This is a genomic window from Psychroserpens luteus (genome assembly GCF_015319355.1).
Classification (GTDB): Bacteria; Bacteroidota; Bacteroidia; order Flavobacteriales; family Flavobacteriaceae; genus Psychroserpens; species Psychroserpens luteus.
Genome location: NZ_JADILU010000002.1, coordinates 644708 through 667823, shown reverse-complemented (window position 1 = coordinate 667823; position 23116 = coordinate 644708). Strand labels below are relative to the sequence as shown.

18 protein-coding genes are annotated in these 23116 nt (G+C 32.5%); 7 read left to right on the top strand and 11 right to left on the bottom strand.

All coding sequences use genetic code 11. The features are described from left to right. Positions 1-56: 56 nt before the first annotated feature. A complete protein-coding gene (locus IM744_RS06565) occupies positions 57-869 on the bottom strand; it encodes a DUF1853 family protein (protein WP_194507309.1) in 813 nt (270 codons plus the stop codon). Between the two features lie 55 nt (positions 870-924). Between IM744_RS06565 and IM744_RS06560 the strand changes: the two genes are divergently transcribed. The 3 genes from IM744_RS06560 to IM744_RS06550 all read left to right on the top strand — a co-directional run bounded on the left by IM744_RS06560 (position 925) and on the right by IM744_RS06550 (position 4572). Further along, positions 925-2046 carry a DEAD/DEAH box helicase gene (locus tag IM744_RS06560; protein WP_194507308.1) on the top strand — a complete coding sequence of 374 codons (1122 nt, stop codon included), beginning with the start codon at positions 925-927 and terminating at the stop codon, positions 2044-2046. Between the two features lie 232 nt (positions 2047-2278). Then, complete coding sequence (locus IM744_RS06555) at positions 2279-3832, top strand: DEAD/DEAH box helicase (RefSeq protein WP_194507307.1); 1554 nt, start codon at positions 2279-2281, stop codon at positions 3830-3832. A gap of 116 nt (positions 3833-3948) precedes the next feature. Then, positions 3949-4572 carry an NADPH-dependent F420 reductase gene (locus IM744_RS06550; protein WP_194507306.1) on the top strand — a complete coding sequence of 208 codons (624 nt, stop codon included), beginning with the start codon at positions 3949-3951 and terminating at the stop codon, positions 4570-4572. Positions 4573-4651: 79 nt separating this feature from the next. On the opposite strand, the gene IM744_RS06545 is transcribed toward IM744_RS06550, so the two are convergent. Next, on the bottom strand, positions 4652-4945 hold the full coding sequence (locus tag IM744_RS06545; RefSeq protein WP_194507305.1) for a hypothetical protein: 294 nt from the start codon (positions 4943-4945) through the stop codon (positions 4652-4654). 10 nt (positions 4946-4955) lie between these two features. Continuing rightward, positions 4956-5108 (bottom strand): YqaE/Pmp3 family membrane protein, encoded by a 153-nt coding sequence (locus IM744_RS06540; protein WP_194507304.1) that lies wholly within the window; start codon positions 5106-5108, stop codon positions 4956-4958. A 187-nt stretch (positions 5109-5295) separates the two neighbouring features. Here IM744_RS06540 and IM744_RS06535 point away from each other — a divergent pair, with 187 nt between their 5' ends. Both IM744_RS06535 and IM744_RS06530 read left to right on the top strand, forming a co-directional pair. Then, positions 5296-5724 carry a PepSY-like domain-containing protein gene (locus tag IM744_RS06535; protein WP_194507303.1) on the top strand — a complete coding sequence of 143 codons (429 nt, stop codon included), beginning with the start codon at positions 5296-5298 and terminating at the stop codon, positions 5722-5724. A gap of 128 nt (positions 5725-5852) precedes the next feature. Then, positions 5853-6404, top strand: coding sequence for a DUF4251 domain-containing protein (locus tag IM744_RS06530; RefSeq protein ID WP_194507302.1), 552 nt, complete (start codon positions 5853-5855; stop codon positions 6402-6404). Here the strand turns inward: IM744_RS06530 and IM744_RS06525 are convergent, their stop codons facing one another. Together IM744_RS06525 and IM744_RS06520 are read right to left on the bottom strand one after the other, a co-directional pair. Then, positions 6405-7019, bottom strand: a complete 615-nt coding sequence (locus IM744_RS06525; RefSeq protein WP_194507301.1) for a TMEM175 family protein — start codon at positions 7017-7019, stop codon at positions 6405-6407. It abuts the gene before it with no gap. 48 nt (positions 7020-7067) lie between these two features. After that, on the bottom strand, positions 7068-7259 hold the full coding sequence (locus IM744_RS06520; RefSeq protein ID WP_194507300.1) for a hypothetical protein: 192 nt from the start codon (positions 7257-7259) through the stop codon (positions 7068-7070). 76 nt (positions 7260-7335) lie between these two features. On the opposite strand from IM744_RS06520, the gene IM744_RS06515 reads away from it, so the two are divergent. After that, complete coding sequence (locus tag IM744_RS06515) at positions 7336-7908, top strand: hypothetical protein (RefSeq protein ID WP_194507299.1); 573 nt, start codon at positions 7336-7338, stop codon at positions 7906-7908. Here the strand turns inward: IM744_RS06515 and IM744_RS06510 are convergent. From IM744_RS06510 to IM744_RS06500, 3 genes are read right to left on the bottom strand one after another with little or no spacing between them, the layout of a single operon-like run. Further along, complete coding sequence (locus IM744_RS06510; protein WP_194507298.1) at positions 7905-8501, bottom strand: P-loop NTPase family protein; 597 nt, start codon at positions 8499-8501, stop codon at positions 7905-7907. The genes IM744_RS06515 and IM744_RS06510 overlap by 4 nt on opposite strands. 5 nt (positions 8502-8506) lie before the next feature. Further along, positions 8507-9460: a WD40 repeat domain-containing protein gene (locus tag IM744_RS06505; RefSeq protein WP_194507297.1), complete on the bottom strand. Its 954-nt coding sequence runs from the start codon at positions 9458-9460 to the stop codon at positions 8507-8509. Positions 9461-9486: 26 nt separating this feature from the next. After that, a complete protein-coding gene (locus IM744_RS06500; RefSeq protein WP_194507296.1) occupies positions 9487-10050 on the bottom strand; it encodes a YceI family protein in 564 nt (187 codons plus the stop codon). Between the two features lie 130 nt (positions 10051-10180). Here IM744_RS06500 and IM744_RS06495 point away from each other — a divergent pair, with 130 nt between their 5' ends. Continuing rightward, positions 10181-11050: a winged helix-turn-helix domain-containing protein gene (locus IM744_RS06495; RefSeq protein ID WP_194507295.1), complete on the top strand. Its 870-nt coding sequence runs from the start codon at positions 10181-10183 to the stop codon at positions 11048-11050. A gap of 10 nt (positions 11051-11060) precedes the next feature. On the opposite strand, the gene IM744_RS06490 is transcribed toward IM744_RS06495, so the two are convergent. From IM744_RS06490 to IM744_RS06480, 3 genes are all read right to left on the bottom strand, one after another. After that, complete coding sequence (locus tag IM744_RS06490) at positions 11061-12062, bottom strand: PorP/SprF family type IX secretion system membrane protein (RefSeq protein WP_194507294.1); 1002 nt, start codon at positions 12060-12062, stop codon at positions 11061-11063. A 31-nt stretch (positions 12063-12093) separates the two neighbouring features. Next, positions 12094-20310: a T9SS type B sorting domain-containing protein gene (locus IM744_RS06485; protein ID WP_194507293.1), complete on the bottom strand. Its 8217-nt coding sequence runs from the start codon at positions 20308-20310 to the stop codon at positions 12094-12096. Positions 20311-20385: 75 nt separating this feature from the next. After that, a complete protein-coding gene (locus tag IM744_RS06480; protein WP_194507292.1) occupies positions 20386-23115 on the bottom strand; it encodes a PorP/SprF family type IX secretion system membrane protein in 2730 nt (909 codons plus the stop codon). Position 23116 lies beyond the last annotated feature (1 nt).

Sequence of the window (23116 nt, the reverse complement as noted above, 5' to 3'; positions counted from 1 at the left end):
TAGTCTGAATGACTATTAATATTTAACTGTAATCATTTTTTTACTGACTTAAAAAACTACCACCAAACCAAAAAGCCTTTAGACAATTCACCAGTCTCATTTTTTAACCAAAATAATGGTGACTGATTGTTGTCTAGAAATGCTTTAGATTCACTTCGGAAATTTGAAAACTCCAACCAATCAATTTTTTCATGAGGCTCTAAAAACCAATCCAACTTTGACGGAATGTAGAAATGATGATTTTGGAATGTTTCTAACTGCGATATGTTGATGTAAAATCCGCAGACACAATCTTTATTTATTAATTTAAAATCTACCTTATCCTGATAAGGCACAAAGAGTTGTGACTTAAACAAAACATTTTGATTAAAGCTGTAATGATCTAATTCTAATAGTTTTAAATGTGATTTGCAATCTTGAGAATAGAGTAGAGGTAACTGCTTTTCTTGAAGCTTATTTAGTTTTTCTATGAGGCTATCTTTTCGGTTTGGTCCAATCCATTTTTCAATTTCTAAATCACCTAACCGGTCATCATAGACATAAAATTTATAGATAATTTCTAGATGTATAGGTTGTTTATCTACAACTAATAAGGTATCCAATTCTCCTAAAGTCTGTTTGTTTTTTTGAATTTGGATGTTTTCTGCCAGTATTTTTGTTGTTTGACAAGTTTCTAGTTGATTGAAGACAAATTGTTCTGCTAATTGACCCAAACGGAGTCGTCGCTCCAATTTCCGAAGAAAAAGCAAATCATAATCATTAGGGATTTCTAATTGCTTAAGATTGTTGACATCAGCATTTTGCCAAAGTAAATGTGTTTTACAATAGGCTTGATATAATGCTTGGAGATGTTGCTGACTAAAGTTCATATAAAATCGAAATTACGAATAATAACAATACCTTTGCAGTCAATTACAATTGACTATGGAAACTACATTTTTCGAATTAGGGATTTCTAAAAATCTTATCAAAGGATTAAAGGAACTCAATATAAAAACGCCATCTCAAATACAAGAAGAGGCGATACCTTTATTATTAAAAAACAATAAAGATTTTATTGGATTAGCACAGACAGGAACTGGAAAAACTGCTGCTTTTGGATTACCAATATTACAGAATATCAACCCTAAAAAAGATCACATTCAAGCTTTAATTTTAGCACCAACGCGAGAATTAGTTCAGCAAATACAAAAGCAACTTTTTAAGTTTACTAAATATAGTGATCATAAAATTTTTGCTGAAGGAGTTTATGGTGGTGAAAAAATGGATATTCAATTAAAGCGTTTACAACGAACAACTCATATTATTGTGGCTACTCCTGGACGTTTACTTGATTTTATAGAGCGTGGTGAAATAGATATCAAAAATATCAATACGTTGGTTTTGGATGAAGCTGATGAAATGTTGAGCATGGGTTTTAAACAAGATTTGAATAAAATCTTAGCATATACAAAGGGATCTAGACATACATGGTTGTTTTCTGCGACGATGCCTGAAGAAATCCAAAGTATGGTAAAAACGTACATGTCACCAGATGCTGTTCGTGTTGAAATTGATAAAAACAGCTTAGTGAATGCTAATATTAGTCATAATTATATTGTAACATCAATCAAAGAAAAAACAAATATAATAGCTCGTTTATTAGACAAGTATGACGATGATAGAGGTATTATATTTTGTAGAACAAAAGCAGGAACTGTTCAATTAACAGAGACCTTGAAAGCTGAAGGGTTTTCTGTCGATGCACTTCAAGGTGATATGCAGCAAAAAGAGCGTGACAAGGTGATGAGAGCTTTTAAGAATGGCTCGCTTCAATATTTGATTTCAACAGATGTTTCTGCAAGGGGAATTGATGTTAATAATCTGGCATTTATAATTCATCATCAATTGCCAGATCAATTAGAATATTATACGCATAGAAGCGGAAGAACTGCTAGAGCAGGAAAAACAGGAGAATCTATTGCACTTATAATTTCTGGAGAAGAGAAAGAGATTCAAAAAATCCAGAAAGATTTAGACATTAAGTTTAAACAATTGACATTTTAAAATAATATTATAAAATCTGTGATTGTATTCAATTAATAAACGTACTTTCGCAGCCACTTAAATGAGTAGCAATACTTGTTTAGGTATTACACAAACTAGAACTCCTTGGTATGGTCACCAAGGAGTTCGCTTTTTATATAGCTTTTGGTTCTTAATAATCTTTGAGAATATTTTGTAAAATATTCGATAAACACTGATAAAGGTTTTAATTTTGCAATTCTTAAAACACAGTATGAGCCAAAATAATTTAGCACTTCAAGATAAAAAAACCGATAAAGAATTATATAGTTATCAAAAAGGAGCAATAAATCAAATTTTTGAAAAATTTGAGACTGCACCTGATGATTACCACTTGCTTTATCAGCTTCCAACAGGAGGAGGGAAAACGGTAATTTTTTCTGAAATGGTTCGTCAGTACTTAAAAACACACAAGAAAAAAGTGTTAGTAATGACGCATAGAGTTGAATTGTGCAAACAAACGTCTGTGATGCTTACAAGTTTTGGAGTGACCAATAAAGTCGTTGATAGTAAAGCTAATCTTGATGATCAAGAAAATTATAGTTGCTATGTTGCGATGGTTGAAACATTAAACAATCGTCTTAATGATGGTATCCTTGATATATCGGACGTAGGTTTAGTGATTATTGATGAAGCGCATTACAACTCATTTACCAAATTATTTAAGTTTTTTGAAAACTCTTTTATTTTAGGAGTTACAGCGACACCTTTGAGTTCCAATAAAGATTTACCAATGAAAGGTAATTATAGCGAACTTATTGCTGGTGAAACTATAGAGTCTTTAATTGAGAATGAGTTTTTGGCTAGAGCAGAAGTGTATCAATATGATATGGGATTAACGTCCCTAGAGATTGGAAGTAATGGTGATTATACTGTTAAATCTTCTGAAGATTTATACTCAAGTCCAGCAATGTTGGATAAATTATTGGAGGCTTATAAAAAGCATTCAAATGGAAAAAAAGCCTTGATTTTCAATAATGGTATTAACACCTCAATTATGGTGTATCATACCTTTAGAGAAGCTGGCTTGCCAATTATGCACCTTGATAATACAGCAACTAAAAAGCAGCGTAAGCAAATATTAAAATGGTTTAAAGAGACTCCAGATGCTATTTTAACGTCTGTTAGTATTTTGACTACAGGTTTTGATGAACCAACTATTGATACGATTATTTTAAATAGAGCCACAAAATCACTCACATTATATTACCAAATGATTGGTAGAGGTTCAAGAATCTTAAATAACAAATCTAAATTCACAGTTATAGATTTAGGAAATAATAATTACAGATTTGGTCCTTGGGGAGCAGATTTAGATTGGCAGACGATTTTTAGATCGCCAAATTATTTCATGGATAGACTTAAGGATGATGAAGCTATTGAAGGGGACTTTAAACATGAAATGCCAGAAGAACTTCGTGCAGAATTTGCTAAATCTGAAGAAGTTTATTTTGATGTTAAACAAGTATACAGAGATGCTACATTTGGTGGAGAATCTTCAAAGGTTGTCTTAGAACGTTCTATTGAACAACATGCTAAAATTTGCATTGAAAATAGTGAAGATGTCTATGATGCTTTGGCTTTGGCAAAACAGTTGGGTGGAGATATTGATGTAAGAATTGATATGTATGCCAAATGTATTAGTAAAAGTACCTATAATTTTTTGAGCTGGTTGCGAGATGATTACCGCAAAAAATTAAATGCTTATCTACGTGCTAATTTTGATGAGGATTTTGAGAAAATTCACGGTCATCCACCTATAGATTGATCTTACCTAGATTTTATCATTTGAGTTAATACTTTGATTATTTGAGTTGACGATTCTTGTTTTTTTTAATGATTTTTATTCTGAAATATTTGTTTAACATTTAAATCGAGAATAAAATGAAAATAGGAGTAATAGGAAGTGGAAACATTGGAGGTAATTTAGGAAAACATTGGGCAAAAGCAGGTCATGAAGTGCTGTTTAGTTCTAGACACCCAGAACAACTTAATGATTTAGTTAGAGATGCTGGTGGTAATTCTAAAGCAGTAAGTATAGAAAAAGCTTTTGAAGCCAAGGCAGATGTATATCTATTAGCGACACCATATATGGCAATAGATAGATTATCTGAGTTATATGCTGGAGAATACGGAAATAAAGTGATAATTGACGCGACAAATCCATATCCAGATCGTGACGGTAAAATGGCACAAGACGTTAGAGATAGTAATAGAAATGCTTCGGAATATACTGCAATGAAATTCAATACTGCAAAAACAGCTAAAGCCTTCAACACCATCAAAGCAGAACATTTAAAAGATAGAGCTTGGAGAGATCAAGATAAATTGGCCATCCCATTTGCTGCTCAAGATGAAGATAGCAAAAATAAAACTCAACAACTTATTGAAGACATAGGATTTGATGCTGTTTATATTGGTGATTTAACCAAAACAAATATTATGGATCCTGATCAAAAATTATATGGTCAATCTGTAAATAGAAAAGAACTAGAATCAATGTTCTAAATTTCAATTTTTTGATATAAAAAAAGGCTGCTAAAATTAAATTAGCAGTCTTTTCTTTTTCGTAGCAATTTGGTGTTTATTATTTAAGATGTTCTGTCGTTTGTTCAAGACTTTCATTTGATTCTCCTCCTTGACTATATAATTGATTTTCCTCATCTTTTAATTCAGAATTAGAACGATTTTTAGGTAATGTACGACCTGGAACATCAAGGTTCTTACCAGTAAAATCAACTGGTCTTTCTCTGTTTTTTAAAATGTCGTCTTCACTTAGTTCTGTTTTAAGATTTCCAGCTTTATCTCCTAAAATGCTCTTATCTTCTTTTGTGATTTCTGGATTGTAATCCAGTTTTTCTTTTTTATCTATCTGTTTCATAATAATTATTTTATTTGTTAACGATTAATGCATGTATCACACCTGGAACCCATCCTAAAATGGTAAGTATAATATTTATTAGTAAATTTTTACCAACTCCATGTTTCATAAATACTGCTACAGGTGGTAAAAGGACACTTAGTATAATTGTAAGTAATGACATTTTATAATGTTTTAATGGTTAAACTAATTTCTATTTCAATATACAGAGAGTCAGGATGTTCGTTTGTCTTATATACTTATATTTTTAACGTAATTCAAAAGAAGTGATACGGTTATGATTTATAGCTTATGAGCAAACGACACATATTAATGAGCGATATCTTTGTTTTCACAAAACAAAAACAGATATGAAAAAGAATATAATTTTAATCGCCTTATTTACAATTACAATATTTGCCTGTCAAAATACGGTCAAAGCCCAAGTTCCTGATGCAGTAAAAGCTACATTTCAAAAAATGTATCCAGGAGAAGATGATCCAGATTGGCATAAAGATGACAATGGTAATTACGAATCAAATTTCAAAGTTGATGGTGTAAAATATAGAGCCGATTTTTCTCATAACGGAAATTGGATTGAAACAGAAACTAGTATAGATGTCAAAGACTTACCTAAAGCCATACGAGATATAATCAAAGCAGATTACGGAAGTGAAGATATTACAGAAGTTGAGAAAGTAGAACACCACTCTAAAGGAGTCTTTTATGACGTAGAGTTCAAGAAAAAAGGAAAAAATATGGATGTTGAATTTAAAGAAAATGGAGACATTATAAATTAATTAATTCCACAAATGAATTTGAAAATCGCAGACATTTTGTTTGCGATTTTTTTTTATTGTAAAATGTTAATTAACATGCGTTTAAATTATCATTTTCGTATCTTATAGTTCTATTAATAGGTTTAATTATGAAATATAATGTAATCGTTTTTGTGCTCTCTTTAGGATTGCTACTTAATTGCAGCTCTTCAAAAACCACAGCGACACCAACCCAAATAGCAGCTTTAGATCAATTGGTTTATAGTAAGTCTTTTGTTATTGAATCAGATTGGGCTTTACCACAATCTACAAACACTATGATGGCTTTACAAAATGCAGGTTTTTTCTCAGCAGGAGATAGTGCGAGTCGTATTAGTCTTTCAGGAAATCCAAATGAGCTAAGATTGGATAATGAAAATGTATCATCTCAACTTCCATTTTTTGGTGAAGTACAATCTACATCTGGATACAATGGATCAGACAATAGCATTAATTTTGATGGTACTATAAAGAATTATCGAGTTGTAAAGAACGATAATAGCAGTTATACGATACGTTTTGATGCTAGAAGTCATTCAGAAAACTTTGATGTCATCATTCACTTATTTCCAAACCTTAGAAGTGAAATTATCCTTAAAGGTGCAAAACGTTTTCCAATTAGATATACTGGTACTGTGAGTTCAATTTCCGAAGAGAATTAATTATTTATTTTCTTTTATTCTGTAATTACGGTTTATAATAAACTGAATAATAAAGATTAATATGAATATCATTTTTGCTACTAAAGGAAGAATGAATGCCAAAACACCTGCTAAAATCCAAATAATCAATGCGTTTAGTGCTGTGTATGTATACCACTTTATGGCATGAGGTGTTAATTCGGGATGGCCTTTTTCTTTTTTGATAATATAACTAATCAATAGAAAATTAAATATCCCTATACCAGTTAAATTAAAGCAATAGAAAACAAAGGGGCCAACATAATCAAAACCGCCAACATAAAGCCCTGTAGAAAAGGGCATAAGTACAATGAAAAGCAATAGAAATATATTAAGCCATAATAGTTTTGAGTCTACTTTAGTTACAAATTTCATTGATCTTAAATGCGAAACCCAATATAAAGCAGTCACTAAAAAACTAACTATAAATCCTATAAAATTTGGAATTCGGTATTGTAATAATTCCCAAGTATCGTATGTAGAAATTGCTTTTACAGAAGGAATTCCTACTTCTAAAACTAATAAAGTCATAGCAATAGAAAATACAGCATCACTAAAATTTATAACACGATTTTTATCAAATATAAGGTCTTTCATATAGTTAAGGTATTCTCAAATATAGGATTTCAGTATTAAACAGATTAGTTAATCAATATCTAATTTATTCTTTAGATCATCTAATTTTTCTTGAGCATTGAGTAGGGTCGTTTTATTATCTTCATATGATAAAGCCACTGTTGTGTTGCAATTACTACAAGTAAATTTCTTTCCTTCTAAGATATCTTTTAAATCAAATTCAATTCGATTTTTACATTTAGGACAAGGGATACTAAGCATATCTGTATGTTTTTATGAAGATAGTAATTTATTGATTAATAAATAGTAACTTTCCTTTGTCTTAAAACCATAGTTAATGATTCTAAAAATTAAATCACTTCTTTTATGTTTTTTCATTTCACTTGTAGCTTCAGCTCAGGAAACAGAAACTCCATCAAAACAATTCTGGAATACGCTGCAATCACATTGTGGTAAAGCCTATCAAGGTCGCTTAGAATTACCAAAAGAAGATAAAGATTTTGGAGGAAAACAATTAGTGATGCATATTCGTAAATGCACAGATAACGAAATCAAAATTCCTTTTTTTGTTGGTGATGATAAATCACGAACATGGATTTTAACTTACGAAAATGATCGCATAGCATTAAAACATGACCACAGACATAAAGATGGAACAGAAGATGATGTCAATTTTTATGGTGGTACAACCAATAACACAGGTAAAAAAGATATTCAAATATTCTCAGCAGATGAGCATACGCAACAAATGATTCCTGATGCAGCAACAAATGTGTGGTGGATCACTATAGATAACACCACATTTACATATAATCTAAGACGTTTAGGTACAGATCGTGTTTTTAAAGTTGTTATGGATTTAACTCAAACTATTGGAATTCCAGATGCTCCTTGGGGTTGGGAAAATTAATGTTCACATAAATCATCTTTGAGTGTTACTTCATTAAATCGTTCCCAAATCTCATGATCAAAATTTTGAGGGGACAATTTAAAAAGTACAGTAGTAGATTCATTTTGGTCACAATAATACACTTTAGCTTTTACGTTTAAAGTAATCATAGCTTCTGATGTGAAAGAATCATAGACATAGAGCTTTCCTATAAAACCAGAGTCCTCATTATTATCTTCAGTTTTGATAAATAAAACGGTTGTTTCAGGGACTTTAAAATCTTTTTTTTTATTGACAACTCCCATCAAACCATCATAATAGGATTTGATATTAGCTTCTAAGATTTCTACAGTTTGCTTTTCATGCGTTTTAATATGCCATGCAAACATATAACACCAAAAATCATCATGTGTTTTGTCTCTCCATTTTTTAGCAAATCTAAGATCTTCGTAACCTTCAGTATATTTAATTTCTGGTGCAAAACCAATAGGGAATTCAATAATCTCTTTCAACCATGTGGTATCAGATTTTAAAACTCCTAAAGACTTTTCTTCTTGTCCATAACTGAGTATGGAGCCTAAAAGAAATACAATGGTGAATATTCTGTTTTTCATCTGTATTAATATTCTAATTCTTTAATTTTTTCTAATTCTTTATCCCAAATAATGACACTACCAACTTCATCTGTTGTAACTAACTGACTATCATCATTATTCCAATCGATTCCCCAAAGTAGTTTTTCAACTTTCTTTTCTTTAATTATTTTGCCATCTTTAGTCCATAATCTAATTGCATCGCTTGCAGTGGCTAAAACTTCTCCGTTTTTTGTCCAATTAAGGTTTCTATATTCTGCCTTACTATGCTCAATATCCTTAATCTTATGACCATATTCATCCCAAAATTGTAGTAAAGCAGGATAATTTAAGTCTGTATCTCCATAATCTCCTGTAACAAAGAATTTTCCAGATGGATGCCATTCGACACAGAGCATTAAAACGTCTACATTTCTTGGAATAATCTCTGTTTTTTTATCGTTTTCAAAATCATACATCACAATGTGATGTCCTACTGTAATTAAAATATTCTTTTCAGGATGCCAATCTAGTCCAGTTACTGCCCTTTGCTCAAGATTAACTCTTTTTAATAAAATACCTTGATCATTATATAAAGATAAAAATCCGTCATTACCACCAACAGCTAATAAATCACCTTTAGTATTCCAGCCAATTGCTCTAGAGCCATTAATACTATCTAAAATAATCTCTTTGTCATTGTCTATGTCTTTCAACATACTTTTAGCATTGTCGCCTTGAGTAGAAATGGCAATTATATTATTATTTGGATGCCATTTAAGACTTGTTATAGTACCAGAAATTCGATAATTCCTCTTTAATTTTGAATTAGTGAATATTCTTAAGCTGTCTTGTGTTCCTCCAACAGCTATTGTGTTCCCTTCGGAATTCCAACTTGCAGTCCAAAACCACCAGTCTTCCTTTTCAGTTTTTTCTTTAGTATCATTTGGTTTACAGCCAATCACAATACTAATCATTAATAAAGCTAAAATTTTATTCATTGTCTTTCAGATTATCAACATTTAATTTATAAACTTAATTTAACTTCAAAACCAATCCCATCTGAAATTGCGCCATCCTTCATTTTACTATTGTAATTAATTCCCCAAAGCATTCTATCAATTTTAAATTTTGTGGTCATTGTTTTCTCATCGTAATCAATTTCTGCTTGAAATGACATTGGGTTTGTAACTCCTTTAATCGTTAAGTCTGCAAAGACTTTCATTTTAGTATTGTCATGATACTCTACGTTTGTAATTACCAATTTTGCGGTTTGATAATTTGCGACATCAAAAAAATCTGGATCTTTAAGATGGTTAACAAGCCCTTCATTTGCTTCTTGTTTTTTTACATCTAAACATATGATAGAATTCATGTCAATAATAAATTCGCCTCCAGTAATAACATCATTTGTTTTAATAAAATGTCCTTCTTTAAAATCTATATATCCATAATGACCTCCAAAATAAAAGGTGTAATCTCCAGACCACTTCAATTCACTTTTAGTTAAATCAATGGTTAGCTTTTCTTGTGCATTACCAAATGCAATCATACCTAATGTAATGATTACTAGTAAAATTCGTGTTTTCATGAGTTTTGTTTTTGATTAATTTTCTTGAGGTAAAACTAGATTTCGGTGCAGTGAAAAATGTCAAAAAAATGTAAAAGAAGTGTCAACAGTTGTAAAAAGTCATGAATTATGGTGTTATTTACAGTTCAATATGAAATATCAATACGTTTATTCTAAAATTATTTTTGCAGCATTGGCTTTTTTAGTCATGATGACCTCATGTACAAAAGAAGAATCTAATGACATTACAGGTATCACTAAAGTTGCATTGCGAGAAGCTGGTAATCAATTATTACTTCGGAATTTAGATTCAACCTCATTAATTCTACCAATCAAAGAACTAGAACCATATATCTACAGCATATCATTTGAAAAACCATTATCATTTGAGCCTAATGATGTTGTTACAGTCATTCATACTAGTTTAAATTTAGCTAGCATATCAAAAAACTATCGTGTAGAAGTTCTACAATGTACAGATGGAGAAGTCGCTTATAGTTATGAAATGAATGTAGAACAGGAGCGAACCATTATCCCATGTGCTGGACGTAATCTTCCTGAAGCGTGTTATACAATTAGAGTCGAGTTTTTAGATATTTTACCTCCAAGTGGTTATGAAAAACGTCTAACACCTTATGTTTTTGTATTTGGTGTTTTAGTTTACCTCATCTTTTTATATCTGCGGAAAAAGAAATCACAGCCTATTTCCGAAGAAAAAAATATAAGTTATTCTGAAATTGGAAGCTTCCAGTTTTATCCGGAAGAACACAAACTTGTGAAATCGGCAACAGAAATTAGTCTATCAAAAAAGGAATGTGAACTTCTGGAAATATTTGTAGCAAACCCAAATCAAATTATAACACGTGATGAGCTCACTAAAAAAGTGTGGGAAGATAATGGCGTTTTTGTTGGCAGAAGTTTAGATACCTATATCTCTAAATTGCGTAAAATATTAAAAGATGACGATTCTATACGAATCACCAACGTACATGGTGTTGGTTATAAATTAGAAATGGATTAAGTCGCGTTTTTTAATATTTGTAATTAGTACCATTATTTTTATACTTTCTGTAACTCGTTCCTTTTGTACAAGGGCAATCACTAATACCTTGTAATAAATCTATACCAATAGTGATACTGTGCGTTCCAGAGTTATATCCTGAAAGATCATTGATCGTCAATTGATAAGAATAAGCGAAATAAAAGTTGTTTTTCATAACGCCAGCCATAGGTCCAAAATTAAGAGGCTTTAAATATTGATCATTTAAAAAACGGTACGATCCTCCAACCCAGTAATAATCACCATTTCTATTAAATTTCCTGTATTTAAAATTCAAATCGGTAGCAGATCGTTTATCACTATTAAAGAATTGAATAAATGCAGATGGCTCATATTCTACAGTCTTGTCATTTTTATTAGTAAAAATATATCCAGTATAAGCTTGGAAATTTAAAAGCTTACTAGGTTCTACACCTAAAAAATCATCAATGTTTTTATCTAGAACATTATTAGCATTGAAACTAAGATAATATCTATTGAAACGGTAAAGTAAACCAATATCAAAATTATGATTTGAAACAGCTCTATCATCACCAACATTTACAACAGGAATTTCTGCTGTAGGTTGAAAATTTTCTGTATCTATTCTAAAGCTATTGATATTGTATGATAATCCAAATGATAAGTATTGCTTTGAGGTATAATCTAAAATAATGTGATGCGCAAATGAGAATTTCACACCTTTTTGACGTGTGTTTCCGTTTCTATCGTTGTATAACGATAATCCAACTCCAGATTGTGGTGCAATTCTAAAATCTGCATAAAGCGCTTGATTATCTGGTGCATTTTTAATGCCAACCCATTGTGTAAGTCCGTTAAGTCTTACTTTAAGATTATCACCAATTCCTGCATAGGTTGGAGAAATCACAAAATCATTATCTGCTAAATATTGTGTCCAGACAGGTAAATTTAATTCTTGTGCGTAACCAAACGTGCAAGAAGCTAAAACGAGATATATTATAATTTTTTTCATTTGAATCTTGGTTTTAATTTGAGGGTTTTTATTACCTGTAGAGTGTGAAATGTCCTACATAATCTTTTTCTATTAATGGGCTGTTAGGTCTTACAACATACCAGTAATCACCAGTAGGAAGCTCTCTACCATTATATTTACCATCCCAGAATTCACCTACTCTATAAGTTGCTACTTTACGTCCATATCTATCAAAAATATCGAATGTTAGATTAGGATAATCTTCTGTACAACCTGGAGCCCAAGTATCATTGTTATTATCTCCATCTGGTGTAAACCAATTTGGAATACATGGTCCTAAGAATTCAATTTCTATCATTGCAGTGGCTTGACAACCGCTACTATCTGTAACAATTATTGTATAAGTTCCTTCTTCTGTAACTATATAAACATTTGTGTCACCATAATCTTCTCCATTAAAATTATATTGATAACCTCCAGTTCCACCAGTTGTAATTGCTATAATTTCACCAGGTTCATCACCTTCTTGTAGGATGAGAGACAAAGGTTCATATTCATCAATATTGAATAATTCTGTAATTTTCACACAACCATTTGTATGTCTTACTTCTATGTAATGATCTGTTCCTGGAACAACATTGTTAAATACATTACTCATTTGGTAATCTCCACCGTCAAGTGAATAATCAAATGCTGTTAAATCTAGAGAATCACCATTTACTGTAACTGTCACTGTATTAACAGTAGTGTTATTTTCACAAGCATATTCAATTTCAATAATTGGATCAAAACTCACCGAGACTGGGAAAGTGATATTCCATTCAGACTCACAACCTTGAGCATCACGAACAAAAACAACATGATCACCACTTCCTAAATTTGTAAAATCAAATTCGGTTTGTGTTGCAGATCCAGTTGTATAAGGTCCATCATAATTATCTAAACTCACACTGTAAGGCAATGAACCACCAGTAATATCAATACTAAACTCTGCATTGTTTTCACCTTCACAAGTTTCACCAAATAGAGAATCTGGTACAATACTTAAAATAACTTGTTCGGGATTGTTTATTGTAAACTCAAAGATTTCATAACATCCTAATTCATCTTGCACGATAATTGTATAAGTATCTGGTGCAAGGTTTTCAAAGACGTTAGTTTCAAAAAACTGATTTAATTGAGGAGAAATCGCATATTTAATAATTCCTGTTCCTCCAGTAGCATTGATAGTTAACATACCATCGTTATTTCCGCTACATGTTACATCGTTTACTGTAAAATCAACCGTTAATGGAGCAAGAGGTTCTGTAATTGTAATAGGAGCAGAGACCGTATTACAATCACCACTCACAACATTTACTACATAAGTTCCTGCAAAGAGTTCTGTAAATACTCCAGGAGTATTTTGTGTTGCTGTAATCGTATTTCCTAGGTTATCTTCTAACGTATAAATATAATTTCCTAATCCACCTTGAGCAGTTGCTAGAATTGATCCTGTATTATCTCCAGAACAATTAATTGTAGGATCCATAGACATTAAATTAATTGTCAATTCTAATAATGGATCTATAGTGATGTCATTAGATACATTAGCAGTACAACCATTGGCATCTCTAACGTAATAATGATATGTCCCGACAGGAACAGAAAATGTTGTATTGTTTGTAAATGATCCTAATACATTTGTAAAAGCACTATCACTACTATATTGATACGTTCCAGTTCCACCAGAAGCACTCAATGTAACTGTAGATTCTACATCACAAGTTTGTGTTGTTGTAACGACTAAACTTGCTGTAATTGGAGTAGGTTCGGTTATTACAATTTCCGAAGATAAAAGGAAACATTCATTTCCATCACTTACTGAGATTGTATATGTTCCTACTCCTAAATCTGTAAATACATTTGAAGACTGAGGTCCAGAAGTTGATGTCGTTGGAGACGTCGTATTCAATGTGTAAATATATTCTACACCTTGACCACCTGTTACATTCGTTACCGTAATTGAACCATTTTGATCTCCAAAACAAGACAATACTGAAGCACTTGGTGTAAAAGTCGCATCAATAGGAGTTGGTTCTATAAGTGTAATATCTACGGAAGCTACGCAACCCTGAGCATCCATAACATTTACAGTGTAATTACCTGCAGCTAAATCTGGGAATGTTCCGTTAGGAGAAAATGCAACTGTTGCATCTCCTGTTAATTCATATTGATAATCTCCAAAACCACCATCTGCAATTGCAACAATTGTTCCTTGACTGTTATCACATGAGACGTTAGATGTTTCTGAAGCAATAAGAGTTAATGCTTCTGAAGGTGATGAAATTATAACTGTTTCTGTTGCGTTACAAAATGGACTTTCAGTTTCTGTAATGACTACAGTGAAAGTTCCAGCTGTCATTCCTGTTACTACAGTTGGATTTGTAGATGTGTTTGCGTTAACAACTCCAAAAACAGATGTTCCTCCTGTATCAAAAACTTCATAATTATAAGTACCAGAATATCCATTCACATTGATTTCAAATGATCCAGAATTATCTCCAAAACACGTTACTGTTGTTGAATTAGTAGTAAATGTTGGAGGTATTGCTTCTTGCAATGACACTGTAACTTCTTCTGTACATAATGTCACTGTATCTGTAATTGTAATGGTATAAATTCCTGAAGGTACTCCAGAAAACACACCACCTGTTTCAGTAATAGATGCTGGATTAGGACTAATGCTATATGTAAACATTCCAGATCCACCAATACTACTTACTGTTATTTGACCATCATCATCGTTACAGGTTGCTAACGTATCAATTGTAGGAGTTATTTCAATAGGAGCTAAAATCTCAACATTTACTATATTTCCACAACCGTTTGCATCTTGAATTTCTACTGTATGTGTTCCAGAATATAAGTTTGAAATTGTAAATGGTGTTGCTTGTGTTTGAAATGCTCCTCCATCAATACTAAAACTATAAGGCGCAATTCCTGGTGTGTCTAAAGTAACATCTATTTGAAATCCACCTTCATTTACTGTACATGAATCATTTATTACTGCGGAAATATTAGGTACAACTTCCATTGGTAAAACTACCACAGGACTTGTAACAATACAACCATAAGCATCAATAACGTGAACATAATAGTTTCCAGCATCTCTATTGAAAACACTAGTAGATGACCAATTTGGATCTGTATCCAAAGGAGAAGCTACAGTTGTTGTAATTTGATATTGATAAGGTGCAGTACCATTTTGAGCAATAGCACTAATCACTCCTGAGTTTAAATTACAATTTGCATTTTGATCTACAGAAGCCTGTAATTCTAAAAGGAAAGCAGATTCTGTAATATTAAAAGGTATTGTCACCACACCACATCCTGAATTTGAACCTGAAGTTTCACTAATATTCACAAAGTAGTTTCCAAAAGGTAAAGGACCTAAATCTGTAACTGTTACGTTTCCATTTGCTGGTACTGTTCCAGATCCTGTAATTCCTGTTGATATTAATGATAAAGAATCAAATATTTCATAATCAACATTCACATCAGTACCATATACACTATTGATTGCAAATGATACATTACCGTCATCACTTCCAGTACACGTAATATTATTTGAACTTACAGCACTAAGCGTAAGTGTTGAGTTTGTTGGTATTGGAGCAGTTGCAGGTTCATAATAGCTACAAAGTGTAGAGGCATCATAAACAATAAACGTATAAGTGACTCCAGGTATTAAACCTGTAAATGTTGCCGACTGACTTCCAGCTGTGTCTTCTGCTAACCAAGTTCCAGCAGGATATACTGTAGTTGGTCCTTCATAAATAGCGAAGTAGAATGGTCCTGCACTACTCAACGAAGAACCAATACTTACAAGTGCTTCACCACCAGTTGTACAATCAACAGATGCAGTGATATCAATATCTAAATCGGTAGGAGGTGAGGCAACCAAAACATCTTGAGTTAAGATTGAACATCCATTGGCATCAACCACATTAATTTCATATAAACCAAAATCAACCACATCAAAACTAACAGATGTTGATCCTGTATTATTTAATTCAGAATTTGAGTAACCATTAGATCCAGTTACAAAATAATTATAAGGTGCTGTTCCACCAGTTACTGAGTTAATAATTACAGATCCTTGTGAAACTCCTCCACTTGTACACGTAATATCAACCGTATCAAAATCTAATACAATGGCATCTGGTTGGTTGATGGTTACAATTTCCGAAGAAGAACAAAGATTTGCATCAGTAATCGTAACGGTATATGTTCCTGCTGTTAATCCAGAGGTTTGTGTACCGTAATCTGTACTTGTTGTATCATTATTTACATTGATGACAAAAGGAGGTGTTCCAACTGTATCATCAATAGTAATTTCTATGGCTCCATTTTCGTCTCCATTACACAATATTGGTTGTGATTCAACGACCAAACTCAAAGCTGGAGGTGATATTGGGTTAACAGTAATGACGCTTGACTCAGCAATACAACCATTAGCATCTGTAATTTGAAATTGGTATGTTCCAGCTGTAGATGTTGCATATGTAAACGGTGTTCCTGTAGCTCCTAAGTTTGTATATCCACTTCCATCAATCGAAACCGCATATGTAAATGGAGCAGTTCCTGTGATGTTACCTGTAATAATGGCATTAGGAGTTGCTGTACAATCTAATCCAGAGGTTAAAACCACATTGACTGTTGGTGTTGGTATTGGAGCAACTGTAATCGATTCGTTATAAACACAATCATTTTCATCTCTAACTTGAAATGTATATGTTCCAGGTTCTAAACCTGAAAAAGCAGTTGAAGTTTGATATGCTGTAGCACTTGCAGTAGGTGCTATGATTTGATATTCTAATGTACCTGTACCACCAACTGTATTTGTAATGGTTATTGTTGTTGTATTTGTTGGACAAGTTACTGGTGCTATGTCAAACTCTAAATCTGTTGGAGGATTTAATGCTTGTATTGTTATGTCATTAGTGATTGCTGTACAATCATTAGCATCTTGAATCGTGATTGTGTACGTTCCAGCTGTTAATCCTGTAAACTCATTACTAGATTGAAAATTAACACCATCAATACTATAAGCATATGGAGTATCTCCACCTGTAACTGTTGTTACGGTTATTGTTCCGTTAGTAGTACATGTAAATGGTGCAGTTAATTCTGCAGTTCCAGAAATAGCAGTATTAGCTGTAATACTTACGGTTTGTGGAGTAGTTTCACATACTGATGCACCTAAAGAATATCCTACTATCACTTCATAATCTCCTTCTGTAAGACCTGTAAATACTGGAGAGTTAGTAAAGGTTATTCCGCCATCAATACTATATGATAAATTATTTCCATTAGTTGCTGTGACATTAATTGTAATTGTTCCTGTATCTCCAGATCCACCACAAGCAATATCTGTGGTATCAATAGTGAATTCTGGTTGATCTGTAGCTTCAATAGTTATTGTTGTTTCTGCACTACAGTTATTAGAATCTACAACCAAAATATCATAAACTCCAGCTGTTGTTACAACAATTTCTGGTATAGTTTGAAAATCGGCAGATCCATTTACAAAATAGAAGTAAGGAGGTGTTCCTCCAACAGGATATACTGTAATCTCACCTTCTTCACATGACAATGGAACTGTAATTGCAGCAGTAACCGTTAATAATGGTGGTTCAATAATTATAACTTCTTCGGAATAAAAGCAGCCATTTTCAGTTTCTACCGTTGCTGTGTAAGTTCCTGGATTAAGATTTTCGAATATGTAAGTGTTTTCTAAAATTGGTCCAACGCTGTTTACTAAAGTTCCACTTTCACTTAATGTATATGAATATTGCGGATCGACATCATTTGCAGCCAATTGAATACTTCCTTTGTCACCATGACATAAAGGTTGTAATATGGTTGTTGAAACTGTGAAATCTCGATCTCTAATTTGAACTTCTTGTACACTAAATACACATGGATTTGTTGGAACACCAATTTGTCTTACATAAACAGTATATGTTCCAGCAGTAGCAATAGAAAACACATTACTTGGTTGGTACGTTATATTATCTAAACTGTACTCATAACCAGATGGCACATCTAAAACTGTAATACTTCCTAATGTTGTACAAATAATATCTGTAGCAATCACAGTTGGATTTAATACGTTTTGATACACATTGAAATAAAATTGTACAAAACATCCACCTGTATAATTAATCGTTAGTCTAAATTGACCAGCTATATTTGCTAAAAAATTTGGTCCATTTGCAACTTCGTTCCAAGTACATGTGTCATCTTCATTAGCACAATCTGGATTTGAAACTGCATCACAACTAGACTCATCTAATTTCTCCCAAATTATTGATGAAGCTCCAGAAATATTGGTTTGAATATCTCTAGAATCATTAGCACCACACAAAAATATATTTGGTAGTAACTTACCATCATTAGGACAGGTAACGACTTCGTCTGCAAAAGGAATCACTGGGTTTTCTAAATCACCTCCAAAGAAATTTACAACATATTCTTGCACTATAGATTGACAAGGAGCGACCGCAGTATTATAAGAGTAATATGTACCTGTTTCTGTAACCGTAATTGTTTGTGAAGTACCAATTACTGGAGTTCCTGTAGAACTTGTTGACCATGAATATGAATCATAACCATTTGCAGCAGTTAAATCTAAACTATTACCACAAAGAATAAGGTTTTCTGAAAATTGACAATCAAGGTCTGCTAAAAAATTAGTGGCTTGAGGAGACAATAAACAACCTGTATTACTATTTATACTTGGGTCATCTGTAATTTGAAATGTAGGATTATAAAATCCGTTATAGGTAGCGTATGCTTGATTATTGATGATATTAGAACACGCATCTGCAAGTTGATTACATTCATCAACGACTTGTACTTCAATACGTATTTCATAAACAGGATCATTCTCTTCAACAAGAGAATCATCAATACTTAAAATAAGTTCACGTGTAGCAGGATTATAACTACTTACTGTAACACCAGGAGGAAGTACTAAATCTGTTGGATGGTTATAAATAATATTTACTGGAAGAATATCTCTAATTTGAAAACTAGTAGCATTATCATTTCCTGTATTTTGAAAGCCAATCACATAATTTAGTGAAGAACCTAGACCAACTGTTTGTCCGCCAATATCATTACCTGCATCATCTTCAACAATTTTAGTAAGTACAATATTAGGCTCTATAATATCTACAGCAAAAGCAAAGAAGTATGGGAAATAAGTATCTCCACTTGTTTCTAATCTAATAGTTCCTGAAGTTGCATCATTTGCAATCACAGCATTTCCTGGATTTGGAATTGCCATTACTCCTGTATCAAACCCTAAGGTATTTGTACTATTTGGTACTCTACTGTTTACAGGAGTTGCATTTAATTGCGTTACAGAACTATTAAAAAAGTTACTCACTGGACGATCTACAGTAGATAAACTAACACCATTTAAACGTAAACGATCTCCTAAAATTGGACTATCACCTTCAAGCGTTGCAAATGCAAAATTAGCTCTTACAGGAGCAGGAGCAGGCACTGTTCTATATCCATCAACAGGTATATCTAGTTGTGTGTTACCTCCAGCAACACTAATGGCACTAAAACCATCAAAACTCGTAATTGATTTACCTGGAAGTGTTGGATCTTCATATACGATAAATAATGACCAACCAGCAGATTGTCCGGTTCCATTATATGGTGAAAAATTTGAAGTTTCACCAACATCAGATGAAACATTAGCAACGGTATAGGTTCCTAAATCTGCTCCAGAACCAAAACTTGTGACTATAGCAGTGACATCTGCAAAACATGCATATGAAAAACTATCACCTCCATCTACTGTGTTTCCGTTTGCATCATAAATAATTGTTCCCGTAATATCGTTATATCCTCCAGAAGGTCCTTTTAATTTTACATCTGTTATTGTTTCGGCACCAGGATTAACTGCTCCCCAATATAAACCTGCATAAATAATTCTGTAACAATTTGGATTAGGAATATCTAAGTCTGCACTTGATGAACTAAACGTAGAACCATCTCCATCAATATCAATATATTGCATATCAACATTGTGATTGTATACTGAATTGTTATTAAAAGCATTATTGTTTGGCCCAAGAATATTATTACCAATTAAAACAATATCACCTTTAAGGTCTTCATTAAATCGAGGAGCAAAAGGTTCATAATTTTGGGCATAAGATTGCAGGCCAATCAGTAGTAGTGAAACAATGATTAATAATCTTGAAAAAGTAGGTTTTTTCATGGTGTTTAAATTTTTATTATTCCGAAGTCAACAAGGGCAGCGTTAACTAAGAAATAGGGCCTTATTATTGTTATATTAATTCTCTATTTTTACTAGAGATAGTTTTTGATTATATGGTCGATTACCTTTTGATTCTAATGCTTGATTTGCTTGTTCAATACTTTCATATTTATCATAATAGATATAATATTTACTGGTATTGATATCATAAAAGAAATCAACATCTGAACGTCCTGAAGCAATCACTTTCGTTACAAAGTCATTTCTTTTACTAATATCGGAATGCACTGCAAGCACTAAGTAATATCCGTTGTCTACATTTTGAACATTCTCTAAAATTTGAATGTTACCACTTTGTTCTTCACCAAAATCAAAATCTTCAGCTGTAATTGGTGTATTGGTCAAAGTTGTTTTTTGTTTAATGTTTTGCAACGTTGCTCTATCTTGAGAATAACGTTCTTCTTCATTATCAAAAGCAGCTTTTTTAATTCGACGTCTTCTTTCAAATTCTGTAGCAACTTTTATTTCTGCTAATCGAGCTTCTAAATTTGATTTTGCTTGAGTTGCTTTTAATTGTTCAGATTCTAAACGTTTTAATGCTTTTTGATAATAAATATAAACCTCGTCATTAGTAATAGTGTCTGCTTCAAACTTATCGTTGTATAACGCTTTTAGTTCTTTAATTTTTTCATTTCTATTGTTGATCACATCATCTAACTGTGATTTTATAGCTTCTAGTTTTTTGTTTTCTTCTGTAATACTTTTAAAAGGTTTAGGACCAACAGTAATTCCTTTATCACTTAGATCATTTTCTTCTTTTAAATCTTTAAGATCTTCATTTTTAATTTCTATAATAGCATCAAAATCTTGTAACAATTTAGATTGAGCCATTTTTGATTCTTCTGCATCCTGACTAATCTCGTACATAGCTTTGCTAATATCATCTTGAGCATTTGAAATTAGTTCTTCTTTAGCTTGAGTATCAATTTCTTCTTCAGCATTTTGCTCTGCTACTAATTTAGCTTGAGCGTCTGCTTGTTCTTTAGCTTTTTGCTCTGCTAATAGTTTAGCTTGAGCATCAGCTTGTTCTTTAGCTTTTTGTTCTGCTAACAATATAGCTTGAGCATCTGCTTCTTCCTTAGCATTTTGTTCTGCTACTAATTTAGCTTGAGCATCTGCTTCTTCTTTAGCTTTTTGTTCTGCTAATAGTTTAGCTTGAGCATCGGTTTGTTCTTTAACTTTTTGTTCTGCTAATGATTTAGCTTGAGCGTCTGCTTGTGCTTTAGCATTTTGTTCTGCTAACAATTTAGCTTGAGCATCTGCTTGTTCTTTAGCTTTTTGTTCTGCTAACAATTTAGCTTGAGCATCTGCTTGTTCTTTAGCTTTTTGCTCTGCTACGAGTTTAGCTTGAGCATCAGCTTGTTCTTTAGCATTTTGTTCTGCTACGAGTTTAGCTTGAGCATCAGCTTCTTCTTTAGCTTTTTGCTCTGCTAATAGTTTAGCTTGAGCGTCTGCTTGTTCTTTAGCTTTTTGCTCTGCTAACAATTTAGCTTGAGCATCAGCTTGTGCTTTTGCTTTTTGTTCTGCTACGAGTTTAGCTTGAGCATCAGCTTGTGCTTTAGCTTTTTGCTCTGCTATAAGTTTAGCTTGAGCATCTGCTTGTGTTTCTGCTACTTCTTTTGCTTCTTGTTCTGCCAATAATGTTGTTTCAGCTTCTTTGTCTGCTTTAGCTTTTTCTTCAGCAGCCAATTGTGCAGCAGTATCTTTTTCCGAAGGAACATTTGTAACAACTTCTTTTTTAGGTTTAGTTACTTTAGCAATCTTAGGTTTTTTCTTATCGTCGGAAATCAGCAATCCGCCAACCTCGTCACCACTACTATAATCGTATCTATCGTTACTTTTAAATCTGTAAGCCAATGTGAAATCATGAGAATTACCAAAAGTTGATAAATCACCAATAGCTTTTTCGTAATTATACTCTAATGCGATTTGTGATGTGATATTGATTCCTATTCCACCAGAAATACCATAACGTGTGTTATAACCTGCTTGTGCCCAAATCCCTTTAGGAACTGTAAGCATCGCAATTGCAGATAGAATGGTTTCTTCTTTTTGGAATTCTGATTTAATCAAACCTGTAAACTTGCTTTCATCAAAAAAACCACGACTTCTCATCATATAACCAGTATACATGAAATGCGCTTGAATACTTTGTTGCGGATTATCCTCAATAAGTGTAGACGACTCAAAATTGTATAAAGCTAAATTGTTGATAGATACTCCAAAATCTAAAAATCCAGTCCCATAATTAATTCCTGGATTGATCGTTAGTAATAAATTTTCTGGAACGTTTTGTAATGATGGATCATCAAAATTTGTGATGACATTTCCTGTATTTACACCACTTTTATAAGCACCAATATTTAAACCAAATGTTAAGTTACTATCTCTAGCTAATTGTGCGTTGTATGCAAAGTTTAAAGTTCCTCCAAAAGTGGTTAAAACACCATAGTTTTGTTGAAACACTCCAATTCCTGCGCCAATATTTTCTCCAAATCTACCAGAATAACTTGCTAAATAGGTGAGTGGTGCATTTTCAAATTGAACCCATTCTCGTTTATTAAAAATACTAATGTATTTAGTTTGTTCTCTAACAAAACTGAATGTTGGATTAATAGCATAGCGATTAAATGTCAATGAGTTTCTAACAGGTAGGTTCAAAGACACCACACCATCATCTTCTTGAGAGTGGAACATCTGTATAGAACAGATACATAATACTAAAACAAAAAGACGTGTTTTCATA

Coding starts and splice junctions, on each gene's coding strand:
- IM744_RS06560 (WP_194507308.1), top strand. CDS start 925: ATGGAAACTACATTTTTCGAATTAGGGATTTCTAAAAATCTTATCAAA.
- IM744_RS06485 (WP_194507293.1), bottom strand. CDS start 20,310: ATGAAAAAACCTACTTTTTCAAGATTATTAATCATTGTTTCACTACTA.
- IM744_RS06520 (WP_194507300.1), bottom strand. CDS start 7,259: ATGCTTAGTATCCCTTGTCCTAAATGTAAAAATCGAATTGAATTTGAT.
- IM744_RS06480 (WP_194507292.1), bottom strand. CDS start 23,115: ATGAAAACACGTCTTTTTGTTTTAGTATTATGTATCTGTTCTATACAG.
- IM744_RS06505 (WP_194507297.1), bottom strand. CDS start 9,460: ATGAATAAAATTTTAGCTTTATTAATGATTAGTATTGTGATTGGCTGT.
- IM744_RS06510 (WP_194507298.1), bottom strand. CDS start 8,501: ATGAAAAACAGAATATTCACCATTGTATTTCTTTTAGGCTCCATACTC.
- IM744_RS06515 (WP_194507299.1), top strand. CDS start 7,336: ATGATTCTAAAAATTAAATCACTTCTTTTATGTTTTTTCATTTCACTT.
- IM744_RS06500 (WP_194507296.1), bottom strand. CDS start 10,050: ATGAAAACACGAATTTTACTAGTAATCATTACATTAGGTATGATTGCA.
- IM744_RS06545 (WP_194507305.1), bottom strand. CDS start 4,945: ATGAAACAGATAGATAAAAAAGAAAAACTGGATTACAATCCAGAAATC.
- IM744_RS06495 (WP_194507295.1), top strand. CDS start 10,181: ATGAAATATCAATACGTTTATTCTAAAATTATTTTTGCAGCATTGGCT.
- IM744_RS06535 (WP_194507303.1), top strand. CDS start 5,296: ATGAAAAAGAATATAATTTTAATCGCCTTATTTACAATTACAATATTT.
- IM744_RS06525 (WP_194507301.1), bottom strand. CDS start 7,019: ATGAAAGACCTTATATTTGATAAAAATCGTGTTATAAATTTTAGTGAT.
- IM744_RS06550 (WP_194507306.1), top strand. CDS start 3,949: ATGAAAATAGGAGTAATAGGAAGTGGAAACATTGGAGGTAATTTAGGA.
- IM744_RS06555 (WP_194507307.1), top strand. CDS start 2,279: ATGAGCCAAAATAATTTAGCACTTCAAGATAAAAAAACCGATAAAGAA.
- IM744_RS06530 (WP_194507302.1), top strand. CDS start 5,853: ATGAAATATAATGTAATCGTTTTTGTGCTCTCTTTAGGATTGCTACTT.
- IM744_RS06565 (WP_194507309.1), bottom strand. CDS start 869: ATGAACTTTAGTCAGCAACATCTCCAAGCATTATATCAAGCCTATTGT.
- IM744_RS06540 (WP_194507304.1), bottom strand. CDS start 5,108: ATGTCATTACTTACAATTATACTAAGTGTCCTTTTACCACCTGTAGCA.
- IM744_RS06490 (WP_194507294.1), bottom strand. CDS start 12,062: ATGAAAAAAATTATAATATATCTCGTTTTAGCTTCTTGCACGTTTGGT.